The organism is Algibacter sp. L1A34 (assembly GCF_009796805.1).
In the GTDB taxonomy this organism is placed as follows: domain Bacteria; phylum Bacteroidota; class Bacteroidia; order Flavobacteriales; family Flavobacteriaceae; genus Algibacter.
On the sequence record NZ_CP047029.1, the window covers coordinates 1790385 to 1807730 of the forward strand.

General features: G+C 33.0%; 13 protein-coding genes. 5 read left to right on the top strand and 8 right to left on the bottom strand.

Features of this window, described 5'->3' with window-relative positions; translation table 11 throughout:
• Positions 1-403: 403 nt before the first annotated feature.
• The gene (locus tag GQR97_RS07650) at positions 404-1471 is read left to right on the top strand and encodes a methyltransferase (protein WP_158847109.1); all 1068 of its coding nucleotides are present in this window, start codon (positions 404-406) and stop codon (positions 1469-1471) included.
• Between the two features lie 156 nt (positions 1472-1627).
• On the top strand, positions 1628-2434 hold the full coding sequence (locus GQR97_RS07655; protein ID WP_158847111.1) for a tryptophan-rich sensory protein: 807 nt from the start codon (positions 1628-1630) through the stop codon (positions 2432-2434).
• A gap of 536 nt (positions 2435-2970) precedes the next feature.
• Here the strand turns inward: GQR97_RS07655 and GQR97_RS07660 are convergent.
• The 5 genes from GQR97_RS07660 to polA all read right to left on the bottom strand — a co-directional run bounded on the left by GQR97_RS07660 (position 2971) and on the right by polA (position 12070).
• Positions 2971-3948 (bottom strand): PD-(D/E)XK motif protein, encoded by a 978-nt coding sequence (locus tag GQR97_RS07660; protein WP_158847113.1) that lies wholly within the window; start codon positions 3946-3948, stop codon positions 2971-2973.
• Entirely contained in the window at positions 3941-6181 is a 2241-nt protein-coding gene (locus tag GQR97_RS07665) for a Z1 domain-containing protein (RefSeq protein ID WP_158847115.1), read from the bottom strand. Before GQR97_RS07665 ends, GQR97_RS07660 begins: the two co-directional genes overlap by 8 nt.
• A 3-nt stretch (positions 6182-6184) precedes the next feature.
• Entirely contained in the window at positions 6185-7747 is a 1563-nt protein-coding gene (locus GQR97_RS07670; RefSeq protein ID WP_158847117.1) for an ATP-binding protein, read from the bottom strand.
• On the bottom strand, positions 7731-9107 hold the full coding sequence (locus GQR97_RS07675) for a DNA cytosine methyltransferase (protein ID WP_158847119.1): 1377 nt from the start codon (positions 9105-9107) through the stop codon (positions 7731-7733). Before GQR97_RS07675 ends, GQR97_RS07670 begins: the two co-directional genes overlap by 17 nt.
• A gap of 113 nt (positions 9108-9220) precedes the next feature.
• Positions 9221-12070 (bottom strand): DNA polymerase I, encoded by a 2850-nt coding sequence (gene polA, locus GQR97_RS07680; RefSeq protein WP_158847121.1) that lies wholly within the window; start codon positions 12068-12070, stop codon positions 9221-9223.
• 278 nt (positions 12071-12348) lie between these two features.
• On the opposite strand from polA, the gene GQR97_RS07685 reads away from it, so the two are divergent.
• Complete coding sequence (locus GQR97_RS07685; RefSeq protein ID WP_158847123.1) at positions 12349-13584, top strand: metallophosphoesterase; 1236 nt, start codon at positions 12349-12351, stop codon at positions 13582-13584.
• Positions 13585-13704: 120 nt separating this feature from the next.
• Positions 13705-14001 carry a thioredoxin family protein gene (locus GQR97_RS07690; RefSeq protein ID WP_158847125.1) on the top strand — a complete coding sequence of 99 codons (297 nt, stop codon included), beginning with the start codon at positions 13705-13707 and terminating at the stop codon, positions 13999-14001.
• Positions 14002-14077: 76 nt separating this feature from the next.
• Here the strand turns inward: GQR97_RS07690 and GQR97_RS07695 are convergent, their stop codons facing one another.
• Complete coding sequence (locus tag GQR97_RS07695; protein ID WP_158847127.1) at positions 14078-14506, bottom strand: YybH family protein; 429 nt, start codon at positions 14504-14506, stop codon at positions 14078-14080.
• A gap of 304 nt (positions 14507-14810) precedes the next feature.
• Here GQR97_RS07695 and GQR97_RS07700 point away from each other — a divergent pair, with 304 nt between their 5' ends.
• Positions 14811-15089 (top strand): hypothetical protein, encoded by a 279-nt coding sequence (locus GQR97_RS07700; RefSeq protein WP_158847129.1) that lies wholly within the window; start codon positions 14811-14813, stop codon positions 15087-15089.
• A 21-nt stretch (positions 15090-15110) separates the two neighbouring features.
• Here GQR97_RS07700 and GQR97_RS07705 read toward each other — a convergent pair whose 3' ends face one another.
• Positions 15111-16211: a DUF4407 domain-containing protein gene (locus GQR97_RS07705; protein ID WP_158847131.1), complete on the bottom strand. Its 1101-nt coding sequence runs from the start codon at positions 16209-16211 to the stop codon at positions 15111-15113.
• 201 nt (positions 16212-16412) lie between these two features.
• Positions 16413-17279, bottom strand: a complete 867-nt coding sequence (locus GQR97_RS07710; RefSeq protein ID WP_158847133.1) for a DMT family transporter — start codon at positions 17277-17279, stop codon at positions 16413-16415.
• Positions 17280-17346: the final 67 nt, after the last annotated feature.

The following is a 17346-nucleotide window of genomic DNA, read 5'->3' on the forward strand; positions in this document are numbered from 1 at the left end:
CACTACTTTATTTTAAACTCTTAATTTACAAATTACATCCAAATATTTCATGAATAGGTTTGTCCCCTTGAGGGGACCGTAGGGGTGTTTTAAAACAATATGTTTAACCTATTGTAACTTTCCTTCTTTACACACCAAAATGTAATACTTTAGTATTATTCTTAATTGTGAGATTTAATAAAGTATCTTTGGCGCTAGATATTATTTATCTGTTGATATTAATTATTTTTTAGTCCCCACTTTGGCGATGTTATAGGCTACCTTTTAAAGGTGCTATTTTGATTAATTTAAACACTAGTGGCCAACTTAATGCCTGATTACTAGTTGGTAACTATTTATAGTGATATTAATCTACGCCTTGCTAACGTCATTACTCTGCAATCCGTTTCAATTTAGAATAACGATGATTACAGATATAAATGTAAACAAACCTGAGCCTTTTTTTTCAGAACAACCCTTACCACAATTTAATCGCTCAATAAATGTTGCGCGTACCATTAGAGGGTTAGAAGCTGGTAAGCCTATAATGATAACCGAATTTTATAGTAACGGTTTGCAGTTGCTTAAAGAGTTGCAAATGCATCTTAGAGTTAAATTTCCTGGTCTTACTTTCGATGAGCAACGTGCCAATCGTTCCGCATTTAGAGCATTGTCTAGTCTTATTTATATAAAAATTGTAGATCATAAACTAACCGTAAAAAAAGCACCATCTATTGGTTGGTTAGAGAAACTTTATCCAGACGAAAATAATTTTCTATTACCATTTACCAAAGTACAAGGCCTTAATAGTGCTTGGCAATGGTATCAAAATGGCATGATGCTTCCGGTGTTACGAAACAAAATACATCCATATTATGGGGTGTATTTCCCAACACGTTTCGATCATTTAATACTGTTCGATAATTGGCTAAAACGTTACGAAGGACCAAAAAAATCGGCCATAGATGTGGGTATTGGTAGTGGCGTGTTGTCTTTTCAGATGGTAAAGCATGGTTTTCAGAAGGTATTTGGAACCGATACAAACCCCAATGCAATTGTTGGATTAACAGAGTCTATGGGAGATACCAAAATGTCTCGAAAAATAGAACTCGAATTTGCACCACTTTTTGGAACTATTGAAAAGCAAACCGAACTTATTGTTTTTAATCCGCCTTGGTTGCCAGCACCTCAAGATATGGATACCAATGACGAAGCTATTTATTACAACGAAAACTTGTTTTTAGATTTTTTTACTGAAGCTAAAAAACGATTATTGCCAGAAGGTAAGCTTGTTGTCCTATTCTCTAATATGGCACAAATTACCGATGTTACAAAAGAACACCCTATAGAAAAGGAACTTGCCGAAGGCGGACGCTTTAAATTAGTAAACTGTTTAAAGAAGCCAGTAAAAGCAGCATCGGATAAAACAAAGCGCAATCAAAATTGGCGAGCAGACGAAGAAGTTGAACTTTGGGAATTGGTGCATGCTTAGGGTTAACTTTAACGGAATGTTATTCTTTTTAATAAACAATATTAAAGCTAATTTAAAAGAAAGAAGAAACCACGTTTGATAAAACCTAAAAGGTGAACCTAATGTTTTTTTATGTAGATAATTTTAAGTAAATTTTACTTCCATAAAATGAATACGATGAAAAAACTACTGCAAATAATTAATGGCGTTGCGTTTGTGTGTGTTATAGTCATGAACTATTTATCTAATACCGGTTTGTTAAACAATACCACTATTGGAGAAGTTTCTAGAGAATATAACACCCTATTTACACCAGCAGGTTATGCGTTTTCAATTTGGGGAATTATCTATTTACTCGTATTAGGGTTTGTTATCTATCAAGGCAGAAGTCTGTTTGTAAAAGTAAGAGACGATGCTTTTATATTAAAAACCGGTTGGTGGTTTTTAGTATCCTGTATAGCCAATTGTTTATGGATTGTAGCTTGGATTTATGGCTATACCTTATGGTCTTCCATATTTATTTTTACACTACTATTCTCATTAATCCAAATTGTGCTTAAAAACAGCATGGAATTGGTAGACGAACCTATATCTGTTATTGTGTTCCTATGGTGGCCATTTGTAATTTATAGTGGTTGGGTTACTGTTGCTAGTATAGCAAACGTATCGGCTGTTTTAGTAAAATATAATTGGGCTGGTTTTGGTTTATCTCCAACATTTTGGACGGTTTTGCTTATCGTTATCGCAGTCATAATAAATCTAACAATTACTTGGAAACGAAACATGCGTGAATTTGCCCTTGTTGGCGCTTGGGCTTTAATTGCCATTTATGTTGCTAATAGCGATGTAAACAATGTTGTGGCTTATACTGCATTAGTTGCTGCTGCTATTTTAATTATAAGTAGCTCTACGCATGCGTTTATTAACAGAAAAACAAATCCGGCGATAAAGTGTAAGGAGTTTTTAGAAGCTAGGAAAAACTAAAGACTAACGTTCTACTTTTTTATTTTTTTTCTGAGTTTTTCCTTTTCTTGTTGCTACAGCATGCGCCAACACAGCGACTTCTATAAGTAGAATGGCAATTTTAGCTTTTTGTTAATGTACTTGTAAGTCCTAATACTTTTGTAATTATCATAATTTATCTTTTTAAGAACAAATTATGGATAAAGTTCATTGATGAATGACTTGATAAATATTTATTTTGACTTGATTGAAAGGTTTTGCTAATGCCTTACACTTAATCGAAAAAGAGATTTGCGATTAAGTGTAAGGCATATTCTGAGGGAAGGTAGTTGATATTAATTATTTATTGATTAATGAAGTCATCAAGATATTTTCTTATCTGAATTGCTTTTTCTTTAGTTAGCTGAATATTTTGTTTTGATCCATTTTTTCTGTCTAAATCTCCCATTGCATAGGTGCGAATTTGAAAGTATTCTTTATTTTTTAGGATAGCACATAGAACCTTTCCATCTCTAGTGTTTATTTTTCCTTGCTTTCCCTATTATTGCCATAAGTATTTATATAAAAGGTTTTATTAATTCGTCAATTTGAAAATTTGAAAATTTAGAATTAATTAAATTACTTGTGAATTTAACATTAGAAACTTCTTTGGGGATAAGTTCACTTTCAATCTTAGGTATTTCTTTTGAATTGTAAAACTGTAAAGAGCCTTTTGCTAATTCATAATCAAATTTGACTAGGCTTACTTTATCTATATCCATACCTAAAGTTGCATATACCAGAAGATGAAGTTTTTCTTTCTGTTTTTGGAAATCTGTTAATTTGTTGTTTATATTATTTAATAAATCGGATATACTTAAACCTCCCGTATTTGTTTTCATCAATATAGAGGCGATGAAAATTTCTGTATTATTGATTGATTTTAGTTGGCCTATGGTGAAATGATGTGTTCGAGTATCTGATCCAGAACTTTTTACTTCTATGCGTAATTGATCGAAACTAAAATCAAATTTTTCTTCAGGAACACAATGCCATGCGTTAATTAAATTTATCGGTGAATTTGATTGCTCTATTAGTAATAATTCAGCCCAAAGACCTTGTATAGATTTTCTTGGAGGCTCTTTTATCGATTTAAATAACTCAATGAACTTGCTAACAATGGTTTTTATTTTTTTATTTGAAGGATTTTGACCGAGTGATTTTATTAAAACTTGGCAAGTGCTTAGAAAAATATTTTTTATTTCATCGTTTTGGCCAATATAAGAAACGACAGAAAAATTGTTACAAGTTGATTTTTTATCTGATTCTATTTCGCATTTTAGGTTGTGAGAAATTTTAATACTAAACAAATTTTGATTTGCAATAAGAAAATCTTGGTTTTGTTCTGAAATGAATATTAAAAGACTTGGGTTATTTGCATAGTTTTTAGCTATTCTATGGTTTTTAAAGCCTTTAATAGCCTTTGCCGAATAAGAGTTTGAATTCTGATTTGTAGGCAATGGCAACACATCATATATTTCTTTTAAATCAACCATTAATTTTGGATATTAAGGATTGAGATAAACGCGCTGGAATCCATACAGCAATGGTAACTATATTTTCGTATTCTGTATCTCTAAAATCGAGTTTGTGTATTTGAACAGTTACAGAATCTTTCGATTTTATTTTTTCGTCTCCAGGATAAATAATTTCTCCAGTTCTTGGGTTTTTACCTTGGAATAACTGCTGTATTTCATCCTTTTTTAATCGTCTTTTTCTTTGATTACCTTTTGCAATTAAATAAACAAAACTATCTTCTGGTGGAAATTCGTCCGTGTATAAGTCGATAACAGATTTTAAATTGGTGTAAGTTGTAGAATCAGTTTGTCTAGTAAACTTCAATTCATTAAGCAAGTCAGTAAATAAATCCCTCAAAGGGATTTTAGCAACAAGATGTTTTTGTTCATCTGTTCTGTCTTTATGGCCTTTATCTTCTATAAATTGTTGCTTGTATTTACTCTTAAATTTATCAACTATGGCCCTATTACTTTCGATAATAATTTCGCTATCGTGTGGAGCCCTAATTCTAACCCATTTATTCCCAAAAGTGGTTCTTGTCAAATCCTCAGATAGCACATTGGTTCTTGTTAATCTAAACATTTCGTCTAAGACAAACCGTCTCTCCATTTCATTTAAATGTTGACCAGATAATTTATGTTCAAGTAGTTTTCTGCGTATGTCTTCTTCGTGATTAACGTATTCGCTGAATAGGTGGATATTCTCGGCATCAAGATACACTCTACAATGTCCTAAAAAGTCTTTTTTATATCCAAAGAATCGAGCTCGTTGCTGAATAGTGTCCGCATTTCCAACACCCATACTTCTTGGCATATATGTTATTGTCAACCCTTCAACAGTAAAACCCCTGTCCATTGCCTGACCACCAACAAGTATAAACGAATAGTTACTATTCCAATCAACCGAACTTCCTGCTCTTGAATTTAGTTGCTCAACAGCTGTATTACTGATGTTATGGCCTAAAGTTCCTAAAAGAACTTCAAAAGGTTGTATTTCAGGAGCATTTGCTTTTAAGTCCTTATAGGCTTCTTTAAATTCAGAAATGATTTGTTGTTTAGTTTCATCATTATCATTACGTTCTAATAAGACTTTTTCCCAGAGATTTTTGATATGTGTTACCCAATCATAATATATGTCGTGTTCTTCGACTAATCGTGATGGATGGACCATCATTGAGCGATTTTTGGGATTTCCCTTTTTATTACCCAATAAATAACCAGAAGTAACACTTAAAAAGAAAATACGCATTGCTTCTTGGAGTGTGTCAGGTGCTTCTTGAAATATATTATCATCACCATAAATTTCAGAATAAGGTATTTTTCTTATGATGAAATGGTTTTCTTGACAAAAGGCACGTCCTCCGGTATATTTTTCTCCAGGAGTTAAAAGTTGAATAAAATTAGGAGAAAGATTGTCTAAAATATTAATGAATAACGGAGCTTGTGGAGTAGCTGTATATTGTATGAAAGTATGATGTGGTAGAATGTTTTTTAAATCTCTAATTCTACGATAAATAGTACTCATTTGAATTTCAGTAAGTACCTCTCCATTACGCTCTCTTCGAGCATTTGAACTAGCTTTTGTATTCATACTTGCTTGGTCTCCTTCATCATCAATGATTAAAGTAGGGACATTTGATAAATCAAGTTTTTTTAATAGAGCAAGTAAATTTTTTAAATGACTTGTGTTTTTCATTACCGTAATCAGTAATGTTTTTTTGAAGTCATCAGGTGTATTGGGCTTTTTCCAATTTTGAAGTTCTCTTTGGATAGTGTTTTTATCTTGCGGATTTCTGGTAGGGTCTTTTGGATTGTTAAGCATTACCCATTTTCTATGAAATCCTTGATTTATGTCTAAATCATTTTGTAACCTATTGAAAGACTGATTTACAAGGTTTGTAGAAATACCCGCTAGTACTATTACTATTTGATAATTATTGTCTCTTGCTAACGCAGTTAGCGTAGTAAAAGATAGTGTTTTTCCACTTTGAACATAACCAAAAACTAATCCAGTATCGCCATTCGTTTCTTCACTTGGATTACCACATAATTTCATAATGTGATATGTTTCCTCTTTTACTTTTTCTTTGGCATCTGTGTCATTACCGAAAATCTTATTCAATAACTTTTCAGATTCTTCACCGTATTCAGGTATCCAACTTTCGTCATTTAAGGTGCTAAGCATGATCTTTATATTTTCAGTTTTTGACATAAGTTATAATTTTGAAAGAGAGCCGAGTAAAAGGTCATTGATATTATTTCTTAATTCTGTTACTGGAGCTCCTGACTTTTTCACAATAATTTCAGATAGGCCTAGTGCTACAACTAAACGTAATACTGGTTCGATTACTTTGTGGTCATCACCAGCAAATTCAACCATAAATGGATGAGTAAGAGATAGTCTAACTCCTATGTTTTTATGAAACATATCTTTCTCAGGGATTAAATGGTCACCAACTTGAATTAATTCATCAATTGACTCATCATAAGACAATTCAATATGAACCATATAATCAATATTGGAAATATTTAAGGGGAATTTCTTATGGTAGGATTTTTCAATTTCCTTTAATTGAGGTTCCTCAATAATGTTTGTAGTAGGCTTTCCAACGACAGTTTGAACATCTTTTGCAATCTTATCTTGAATTTTATCAGTTGTATTATCAACTACTTTCTTAGATACTTTTTGATAATTCTTAGCACTTTCACGAACTCTATACTTATCGGCTTGTTTTAAAATAGGTATTGAATTTTCGCCTTCAAGTTCGTCTTTTAATAACTCTAAAAAGGTTTCCATATTATCATCCCACTGAAAACCATCCTTAGTGTGACTTACATCAAAACCTTCAAGATGTAGTTCTCCAAAAAGTCTTTTGTATCTATGACTACCTAATGAGCCAGATAGAGCAGGAGGTCTAAAACCTTCATCATTATCTGCACTTCCTTCGATTACTCTTCCTCTTCTAAATAGTGCAAACCCACTATCTTTGACTGACATTGTTTCCATAATTGCAACAAAACCTTTAGCTCTCAATCTGCCACCATTGTGATCGTCTCCAAAATCAAAATCAACTTCTTGCTTCCAAGTCACATTTTCTGAGTTGGGAGTTTCAAAATAAGCAGTATTTAAAATTTTTGGTGTTTTGTAGCTTAGTTTTTCACCATTTATATATAAGTCTAAAATGTCCTTTCTGAAAAAATCTCTATAAATACTCGCCAAATGTCTTTTTACTTTTCCAAGTCCTCTGCGAATTGGCATTTTTTCTTCTATTCCGAATAAGGTAATTAAAGTATAGTGGGAGTTTGTCTTTGCATCTTTATTTTCAATTTGTAGCTCTTGAATTTTATCTTCTACTATTTTTGATATATCAAAAGATACTTTACGTTCTACATTTTCGTTAAGAGCTGTTGTTTTAGCTTGCCATTTATTAGAAAACCAACAAGCTGCGGATTTCATACCCATTCCAAATTCGGACAAACGAGTATTGTCTGGTGGTAATTCCGCAGTTCTAAAAGCTCTTTGATAGTCATTAGTATGGATGCCAGCTGCGTTATCTTTAATTGTTATTTTTTGATTGTTTGTGTCAAATTCAATATCAACTCTCAACTTATAATTAACACCTTCAACTCTTTTTAACTCTTTTTCGTTTTTTAAATAGCTATCTATTGCATTATCAACAAACTCAGCTAAAGCGTAGTAAGGCTTATAGTTAAGGTGTTTTAAAACAGAAAGAATTGTAACACCTGGGCGGATGTTTACGTTATTTAATTCTTTCATAATCTAGTTCATTTGATCTAATTTCCTGTTTTGATTTGTCATTAAGTTTAATGGTTTTGTGTTCCTCTTTAATCAGTTTTTCTGCAATCAATTTGACAACGGTCCCATTTACAGCATTCCCTAATGCCGAAAAACAAGTTCCTAAATTTTCGGGTAACTCTATGCCATTTAGAGATTGAATACGAGCACCTTCAGATGGAGTTATATATCTCTTTTCCCAACCAATAATAGGTATTTGGGTACTTACTGTAACTAATGAAGGAAAAAAATCAGTTTTCTTAATTCTAACACCAGAACCTCTAAATTGTATAACATATTTAGATATGTCTCTTTCTCCACCTTGTACATTCCATTCAAGTTTTTGCCAACTAGACACATTTAATTCCTTTAATTTTTTTACAACAGGTTCTAATTCTACTTTATACTTCTCGTAAAAGGCTCTGTTTTTTCTTATATAATTTTTTTTCCAGTTAGGAAAAGGAATAGGTTTATCTGTATCTTTATGTAATTGGTTTTTTTGTGCGTAATTAGGTAAGTTGTTGATTTTTAATTCTCTGCTCATCCCTTTAAGTGGTACTCCATATTTTCCTTTATATTTTCCTAAAACATTTGTGGGTATTCTAAATGGTATTTCAATCTCAAAGGGGTAAGTCGCTCCGAATTCCATACTCCATATGGGAAACCCAGGTAATTTATCTTCAATAGGTATTTTGTCAATAAACTCTTGCCATAGTTGGATAACTTTAATTTTATCGTCTTCAAGTTTTGTGGCTTCAATAGGATTCGTGTCTAAAAAGTTTAAAATAGAATCTGTAGCATTTAAAGAATCTGGCCAATTAAAATATTCTATGTTATCTCTAGATCCAACTATGAAAATTCTTTCTCTGTGTTGTGGAATTCCATAGTTATGTGGTGATAGTATTTTATCGTCAATGAAATAATTGAGTTGGTTTTCAAGTTTATCTTTTATATATTTCCAAGTGTTGAAATTATCATGACTTTTGAGGTTTCTTACATTTTCTAAAATAAAATATTTTGGTTTGTGATATTCAATGATTTCAACTAACTTATCAAAAAGATTTCCGTTTTTCTCATCTTTAAGTCCTAATTGATCACCGGCCTTAGAAAATGGTTGGCAGGGAAAACCGGCGCAAAGAATATCGAATTTTGGAATATCACATATTTCAACTTTCGTTATATCACGATTAACAGGGGTGTTGAAATTTTTCTCATATAACTTTGCTAAATGTTCTTTTTTTTCGCTGGCGAAAACGCACTCATGTCCAAGACTTTCAAGTGCTACATGAAAACCTCCTAAGCCAGCAAATAAGTCTATAAATTTTAACCTTTTGTTTTTCATTTTATTCTAAAAACTATGAAGCTTTGAATGCAACTCCTTACTTTCAAATGTAAATTTTATTTATTAATTTATTTTACGGTTTTCCTCATTTTAAACTAAAATTATATATTTAATTAATGTGCCTCCAACCAATTCAGTCCAGTATCAATTTCAACATCTAATGGTACTTCTAGTTTATAAGCGTTTTCCATTTCGGTTTTAACTAAAGTTTTAATGCTTTCTAATTCTGGTTTAAAGACATCGAAAACCAATTCATCATGCACTTGTAGGAGCATTTTAGTTTTAAAATCGCCAGTTTCAAGCTTGTTATAAATATTAATCATGGCAATTTTGATAATATCGGCAGCGCTACCTTGTATAGGTGCGTTTACGGCATTACGTTCTGCGGCACCACGAACTACGGCGTTTCGGGAATTGATATCTTTTAAATAACGACGACGCCCTAAAACGGTTTGCACATAACCATGGTCGCGAGCAAAATCGACTTGCTCGCTAATATATTTTCTAAGTTTCGGGTACGTTTCGTAATAGGTATCAATTAGTTCTTTAGCTTCACCACGAGATAAATCGGTTTGGTTACTTAAGCCAAAGGCAGATACACCATAAATAATTCCGAAGTTTACCGTTTTTGCATTGCTACGTTGTTCACGAGTTACTTCATCTAAAGGTACATTAAATACTTTAGAAGCGGTAGAGGCGTGAATATCTTCGCCATTTTTAAAGGCTTCAATCATGGTTTCTTCCTTACTTAACGCGGCAATAATACGCAATTCTATCTGGCTATAATCGGCAGCTAACAGTGTGTATTCTTCACTTCTTGGCACAAAGGCTTTACGTACTTGACGACCACGTTCTGTACGAATTGGGATATTCTGTAAGTTGGGGTTGTTGCTACTTAAACGTCCCGTAGCTGCAACGGTTTGCATATAATCTGTATGTACGCGACCTGTGGCTTCTTCCACTTGTAGCGGTAAGGCATCCACATAGGTGCTTTTTAATTTGGCTAAACCACGATATTCTAAAATATGTTGAATAATTTCGTGGTCTTTGGCTAAATAACTTAAAATTTCTTCGCCTGTTGCATACTGCCCAGTTTTGGTTTTTTTAGGTTTATCAACCAGTTTTAGTTTTTCAAAAAGAATGATTCCCAATTGTTTTGGAGAACCAATATTAAATTCTTCGCCAGCGGCATCATAAATACTTTTTTCTAAAGTTGAAATATCGTTGTTTAAGGCTTCAGCTAGAGAAAGTAGGAAATCTTTATCTAAATTAATACCTTCTAGTTCCATGGCTGCAAGCACACGAAGTAAAGGGATTTCAATCTCATCGAATAATTTTTGAGTATTGGCATCACCTAATTCTTTAGAGAAATGTTCTTTTAGTTGTAAGGTAATATCGGCATCTTCAACTGCATATTCGGTTTGCTTTTCTAACGGCACATCGCGCATTGATAATTGGTTTTTACCTTTTTTACCAATAAGTTCTATAATAGAAATTGGTGTGTAATTTAAATAGGTTTCGGCCAATACGTCCATATTGTGGCGCATATCTGGATTAATAAGGTAATGCGCTAACATGGTATCGAACAATTTACCCTTTACGTCTACATTGTATTTTGCTAATACTTTGATGTCGTATTTTAAATTCTGGCCCACTTTTTCGATGGTTTCACTTTCAAAAAACGGACGTAATTGCTCGATAAGTTCTTGTGCTTCGTTTTTGTTTTCTGGAAATGGTAAGTAAAAGCCTTTGCCAACTTCCCATGAAAATGAAATACCAACCAACTCGGCAATCAACGGGTTTAATCCCGTAGTTTCAGTATCGAAACATACCGAAGTTTGACTCATTAGGTTTTTAAGAAACAGTTTGGTTCCCATTCCTGGAGCAATACTTTGGTAAAAATGCGATGTATTTTCGTTTGTTTTTCTAGTATGTTCGGTTATGGTTTCTTCTTTAGCTGTACTAGAAGGATCGCCACCAAAAAGTGAAAATTGTCCAGCACCTGCCGAAGCGGTTTCCTTTGGTGTAGCTTTTTCTTCTGTACTTTTTTCAGTAGTTTCAGTTGAAGTCGCTGTGGCTTGAATCGCAAAAGTTTTGGTGAAATTATCTATTAAGCGTCTAAATTCTAACTCTTCGAAAATCTCTGTAACCTTCGGGATATCGGGTTGATCTAATTGGAAGTCTTTCGCATGGAATTCCACCGGAACATCCAACATTATGGTTGCTAGTTTTTTAGATAATAAACCGAGTTCTTTATTGGCTTCAATTTTTTCTTTCATTTTACCTTTAAGCTCGTGAGTATTGGCTAAAAGGTTTTCCATACTGCCATAAGCGGCTAAGAATTTTTTGGCTGTTTTTTCGCCAACGCCAGGTAATCCTGGGATATTATCACTGGCATCACCCATCATACCAAGGAAATCGATAACTTGTAAGGGATCGGTAACTTCAAACTTTTTCTGAACTTCGGGAATGCCCCAAGTTTCGTATCCGCCACCAAACATGGGTCTGTACATAAATATATTTTCGCTTACTAATTGCGCGAAATCTTTATCTGGCGTTACCATAAAGGTTTGGTAACCTTCTTTTTCGGCTTGTTTAGCAAGGGTTCCAATAACATCATCGGCCTCGAAACCTGCTTTTACCATAATTGGGATGTGCATGGCCTTTAAAATCTCTTGGATAATAGGTACAGCAATTTTTATGGCTTCGGGTGTTTCATCTCTGTTGGCTTTGTAGGCTTCAAACATTTCTACACGATCGGCACTGCCACCTTTATCGAAACAAACGGCTAAATGATCTGGTCGTTCACGTTTTATTACGTCTAAAAGTGAGTTCATAAATCCTAATATAGCTGAGGTATCTGTGCCTTTAGAGTTTATTCTTGGGTTCTTTATAAAGGCATAGTAGCCACGGAAAATTAATGCAAAAGCATCAACTAGAAATACGCGTTTGTTATCGGACATGTTGTAAATTTTGATAGAATTTCAAAACTACAAAAAGTTATGGTTATAATTTAAGGTTTGAATGCTCTAAACGTGTTAAAATGTTTTAGTCGAAACTTCCCGATTTCATTTTAATAAAAACTTCAGAAATTATTATGGAATTCTTGATGATAATACGGCCCTTTGCCTATAAAATAAGGGTGTTTGTTTTAAATAGATACTCTTAACAATTCGTTAAATCCATTTGCTATGGTAAACATTAATCGTTAATACCTTTATCTTTGGCAAAAAAAGAGCAAATGCTACGTTGGATTATATTTATAGGCGCTTTCCTAATTGCCGATTATTATGCCTTTCAGGCTTTTAAAACCGTTACAAAAAACCATTGGATTCATATTTTATATTGGGTAATTACCGCTTTAATTTTAGGGAATTTTGTGTATCAATTTTATGGGTTTAGCCGTCGTAATGGTTTTTCGCATGCGCACTCTTACGCTATTGGTTTGTTTATCGCGCTTTTGGTGCCAAAAATGGTGCTTGTTTTAGGTGTGTTTTTTGAAGATGTATTTCGTGTTCCGCAAGCTATTTATCGTTATTTTACAGTGGGAGAAACTGCTAAAGGAAACTACTTTCCTTCACGCAGGCAGTTTGTAAGTAGAATTGCTTTGGGGTTAGCAGCTATCCCGTTGGCTTCTATAATTTACGGAATTTATAAAGGAAAATACAATTATAAAGTTTTAAAATACACGTTGCATTTTGAAGATTTACCGGCAGCTTTTGATGGTTATAAAGTAACACAAATTAGTGATATCCATTCTGGAAGTTTTGACAATATGGAAAAGGTAAAATATGCCGTAGATTTAATTAACGAACAGGAAAGTGATGTTATTCTTTTTACTGGCGATATTGTAAATAATAAGTGTGAAGAATTGGTGCCTTACAAAACGGTTTTTAATAAATTGAAAGCTAAAGATGGCTTATATTCTATACTTGGAAATCATGATTATGGCGATTATATAAACTGGGATTCCGATGCTGAAAAACAGCAGAATTTAGAAGATTTAAAGGCACTTCAAAAAGAAATAGGATTTAATTTACTTTTAAATGAAAGTACATATCTTGAGAAAAATGGTGAACGTATAGCTTTAGTTGGTGTTGAAAACTGGGGTGCTGGTGGTTTTAAAACGGCTGGCGATTTGCATAAAGCTGCTGAAAAAATTGATAAAAACGATTTTAAAATTTTGATGAGTCACGATCCATCGCACTGGGAGAAAAAAGTGATTGATGATGAGTATCATTATCATTTAACCCTAAGTGGGCATACGCATGGTATGCAGTTTGGTATAGAAATTCCAGGTTGGTTTAAATGGAGTCCGGTAAAATGGCGTTACAAATATTGGGCTGGTATTTATCAAGAAATGGGACAATATATTAACGTAAACCGTGGTTTTGGTTATCTAGCTTTTCCCGGTCGTGTTGGTATTTGGCCAGAAATTACAGTAATTGAATTAAAAAAAGGCACAAAAACGGTATAAACACCCTTTAGTATTGCTGTTTCTGTGAAATTGTTTATATTTATAATTATCAAACAAAATCTATAATCACTATTTTCTATCCAATTAGAAAACTATTAAATAGACTTAAAACCTTATAGTATGTCAAAATTTGGGGAACTTATCGATGTTGATATTCCAGTATTATTAGACTTTTTTACAGAAGATAATGAAGAATCTAAAGCCATGCACGTCGTTTTACGCGATGTAGCGGCAGCGATTGGTAATAAAGCTAAGGTAATAAAAATTGATGTCGAAAAAAACCAAGAACTTACCGAAGCATTGAGTGTTAAAGGTCTGCCAACATTAATTGTTTATAAAGATGGCGAAATGAAATGGCGCCACAGCGGGCAGCAAGATGCCAATACGCTTATAGATATCATTGAGCAATACGTATAATTTTATAATCTCTTATATTTTGAGATATTAGAATTCTCTAAAAGGCTTACAATGGCTATGCTTTTTAGAGGCCAATTTAGCGTGAGGTATCCACAATAATTTTCCATTCGCCGTTAATACGCTTAAAAATTAGCATAAAAATACCATCTGCATTCCCGACTTCACGTTTTAAGTGAAATTCTCCTAGCACATAATATGCATCCTCACTTATTTTAGTAATATCGTTTATTTTGAAGCTTAAAGTACCTGTGTGTTCTTTGGTTGGATAACTTTTCTCGTAACGATCAAAGGTGTCTTCCCAACCGTAAGTGATACCGTTTTTACCGTAAAACTTTAAAGAATCACTTTTCCAGTAGCCTTCCATATAACCTTCTAAGTTGTTTTTAGACCAAGCTATACGTTGAGCTTTTAAAACTTTATGAATGGCTTTTATATCTTTTTCTTCATTTTGAGAATAACTATTAAAAGCTGAAATAAGACAGATGAGTAGAACGAGTTTTTTCATTTTGCAATTTATATAAAAATTTGATACCAAATCTATGCCGAAATTATATAGTAAACGGAAAATCAAGTATCAAGTAGTGAATTTTTTATGATGAGAAATAGTTAGAATGAGGTAAAGTCAACAATAAAACTTAAAAAAGGTTATTCAACGATTAAATTGACGTGTAGTCATTTTTCGTCCAAGTATAAATTCTTTTAATCGAAAAAATTGTTTATTTAACTTCTTGAAGATGTATTTTTAACTCATAATCAAATGTTTATACTCCCTCAGGTCTATTGTTTAATTATAAAAAAATTAACTTATTATGGATTTACGTATTACAAATTGCAACAATTTTTTCAGAATTAAAGGGGAACTAAATAAAAAAAGTTTATCAATTTTTCAAAACGAATTTCAAGACATTTTTAATCGTGTAAGTAAACTTACTATTAGTGTTGAAGATATTAAAAGTATGGATCGTCACGGTGTAAAAGCGTTGACAGAATTACATAACGAAGCTATAGCAAAAAATAAAAGCATGGCTATTATTGGTTTTGGAAGCAAAGATTTATATAATTATTTTAAAGCAAATACGGCTGCGTAATTGTTAAAGTTTGCGTACAAATTATAGAATGTTCTTTTGGTGTTTAAAAAAAGCATCGGCCTGTAACTGCATAAGTTCTCTCGTTTTTTTGCGTTTATAGGTGTAAAGTTCGTCTTCGGTTTTTATGTCGGCATATACACGATCGTTAATTGCATTATCCGTTTTTAGTAAAGCTTCTCTTTGACTTTTATTTTGAAGAACATGGGTTTTAATAGCCGTTTCTAGATCTTCTAATTTAAAATCGTAAGGTCCTTTTGGTGATAATAATTTTGCTAATATAGGCGAGGTTTCTATGGCTAAAAATAACAGAAATATAAAGAAGGAAGGCATCCAAGATAATTTTCCTAAAGCATTTATGCGAGCCATTAGTCCATCAAAATTATTAATTATAGGTTGTGTGCTATCAACTTGTAATTGGTAATCAGTTTTTAGTGAAGCTATTTGCAGCTCTAAGGCGGTTATTTTTACTTTGTTTTCTAATTTTAATTCCTGAAGCTCGGTAAGTAAGCCATCATGTTTATCACGTTTTTCTTTATAGACAGGCCCTTTGCCAAGTTTGTTGGTTCCTGCTGTGCCTTCGGCTTCTGCGATATAGGTGTTGTAAAGCGTGTTTACTTCAGCTTCTTTAGTGTTAACTTCATTTTGTAACGTGGCTATGTCTGTTTCTAGAGCTGTTATGTTTGGATTAAATTGCTCTAATATTTGATTTTGATTCGCTAACGTTAAATCGTTTTTCTGCTCTAATAAAACCTGATTAATTTCTTTCTCAAAAATCTTTAATTCTAAAGGTTTAGAGATTACTATAGCAATAATTACGGCTAGCATAATTCTAGGTGTTGCCTGTAAAAGCTCATCAAGAAAACGACCTGTTTTTTTAATGGTAGAAACTATATAACGGTCTAAATTAAAAATTAATAAACCCCAAATAAAACCAAACCCAATAGCTGCAAAGTAATTGTCGAAAACAGTGTAGAGTGCATAGCTAGCAGCTATAAAAGCCATAAGTGCAGTAAAGAAAACGGTTGCGCCAATGCCCGCGTATTTATTTTGTTCACCTTTAGAGCATTGCTCTAGAATATCGGTGTCGGCGCCAGAGCAAATGATGAAGAATTGCTTTAGCATAATGTGATTGATTTTTGATTGATTGACTATTAGAACGTTAAAGCAGGTGTTTTGTTACAAAATTGTATAAAAAAAAGCCTCGAATTAACGAGGCTTTCAAAGTTTAGAGGGAATGGTTTAATATTATGACGTTGCAATTATTTTTTTGTGATGTAGTTTAAGTCTGTTTCTAATAAGCTTGATGAAGCAACTTTATTTTAATTAAGAATTAGCTTTTCTAGATCGTACGCTTTCTATAACAACCGTGGCTAGAATTAAAGCGCCACCGATAAAAGTGTTTATTGTTGGAATCTCTTTTAAAAAGAAATAGGCGATTATAATACCACAGATAGGCTGGGCGCTACCAATGATGCTAGCTGTACTTACCGAAAAATATTTTAAACTGCCAATAAATAATGAATGACCAATTGCTGTAGTTACTAAACCTAAAATGATGAGGTAGGGGAATTGTGTAGAGATATTACTAATATCCATTGTAAACATAACGGGAATAAGTATTATGGCGACTATTATGGCTTGCTGCGTCATCAATACTGTGCCGTTGTAATTATTTACATGTCCTTTTAGAATTAAATTTCTTAACGCGTAGCATAAGGCTGAAAACACACCGAATAGTACCCCTTCTAGATGTGTGTTTTCTAGATTTAAATCTGGTGCAAGTATGTAAATACCTAATAACACGATAAGCGCTAAAAAGATATGAATTGGGTTTAATTTTGTTTTAGTAAAAAAAGGCTCTAGCAAAGCCGTTATTACCGGAAAGGTAAACATGGCGAGCATACCAATGGCCACGTTAGATAGTTTTAAAGCATAAAAATAAGTAACCCAATGTGTTGCTAAAAGTGCTGCCCCTAGTATAATGGTTGGAGCATCTTTCTTTGATTTTATTTTAATACTGAATTTTTTAAATCTGCAGTAAGCAAACAGAAATACTGCTGCTATTGCACTGCGACCCCAAATAATTACGGGTGTTGGCAGGTCTATAAATTTACCAAGTGCTCCCGATGTGCTAATAAGTAATGTGGCTAAAGCGAGTAGAAATAAATGATTGCTATGTTGGTTTTTCATTATAATTTATTGCAAATATGCTTCCTACTTTGGGTTGGTTCTTGGTGTTTTCGGGTTGGGCTGCGTT

Excerpts from the sequence above, each read along its gene's own strand:
- GQR97_RS07695 (WP_158847127.1), bottom strand. The coding sequence starts at position 14,506 with ATGAAAAAACTCGTTCTACTCATCTGTCTTATTTCAGCTTTTAATAGT.
- GQR97_RS07665 (WP_158847115.1), bottom strand. The coding sequence starts at position 6,181 with ATGTCAAAAACTGAAAATATAAAGATCATGCTTAGCACCTTAAATGAC.
- GQR97_RS07705 (WP_158847131.1), bottom strand. The coding sequence starts at position 16,211 with ATGCTAAAGCAATTCTTCATCATTTGCTCTGGCGCCGACACCGATATT.
- GQR97_RS07675 (WP_158847119.1), bottom strand. The coding sequence starts at position 9,107 with ATGAAAAACAAAAGGTTAAAATTTATAGACTTATTTGCTGGCTTAGGA.
- GQR97_RS07650 (WP_158847109.1), top strand. The coding sequence starts at position 404 with ATGATTACAGATATAAATGTAAACAAACCTGAGCCTTTTTTTTCAGAA.
- GQR97_RS07670 (WP_158847117.1), bottom strand. The coding sequence starts at position 7,747 with ATGAAAGAATTAAATAACGTAAACATCCGCCCAGGTGTTACAATTCTT.
- GQR97_RS07685 (WP_158847123.1), top strand. The coding sequence starts at position 12,349 with ATGCTACGTTGGATTATATTTATAGGCGCTTTCCTAATTGCCGATTAT.
- GQR97_RS07655 (WP_158847111.1), top strand. The coding sequence starts at position 1,628 with ATGAAAAAACTACTGCAAATAATTAATGGCGTTGCGTTTGTGTGTGTT.
- GQR97_RS07700 (WP_158847129.1), top strand. The coding sequence starts at position 14,811 with ATGGATTTACGTATTACAAATTGCAACAATTTTTTCAGAATTAAAGGG.
- GQR97_RS07710 (WP_158847133.1), bottom strand. The coding sequence starts at position 17,279 with ATGAAAAACCAACATAGCAATCATTTATTTCTACTCGCTTTAGCCACA.
- GQR97_RS07690 (WP_158847125.1), top strand. The coding sequence starts at position 13,705 with ATGTCAAAATTTGGGGAACTTATCGATGTTGATATTCCAGTATTATTA.
- GQR97_RS07660 (WP_158847113.1), bottom strand. The coding sequence starts at position 3,948 with ATGGTTGATTTAAAAGAAATATATGATGTGTTGCCATTGCCTACAAAT.
- polA (WP_158847121.1), bottom strand. The coding sequence starts at position 12,070 with ATGTCCGATAACAAACGCGTATTTCTAGTTGATGCTTTTGCATTAATT.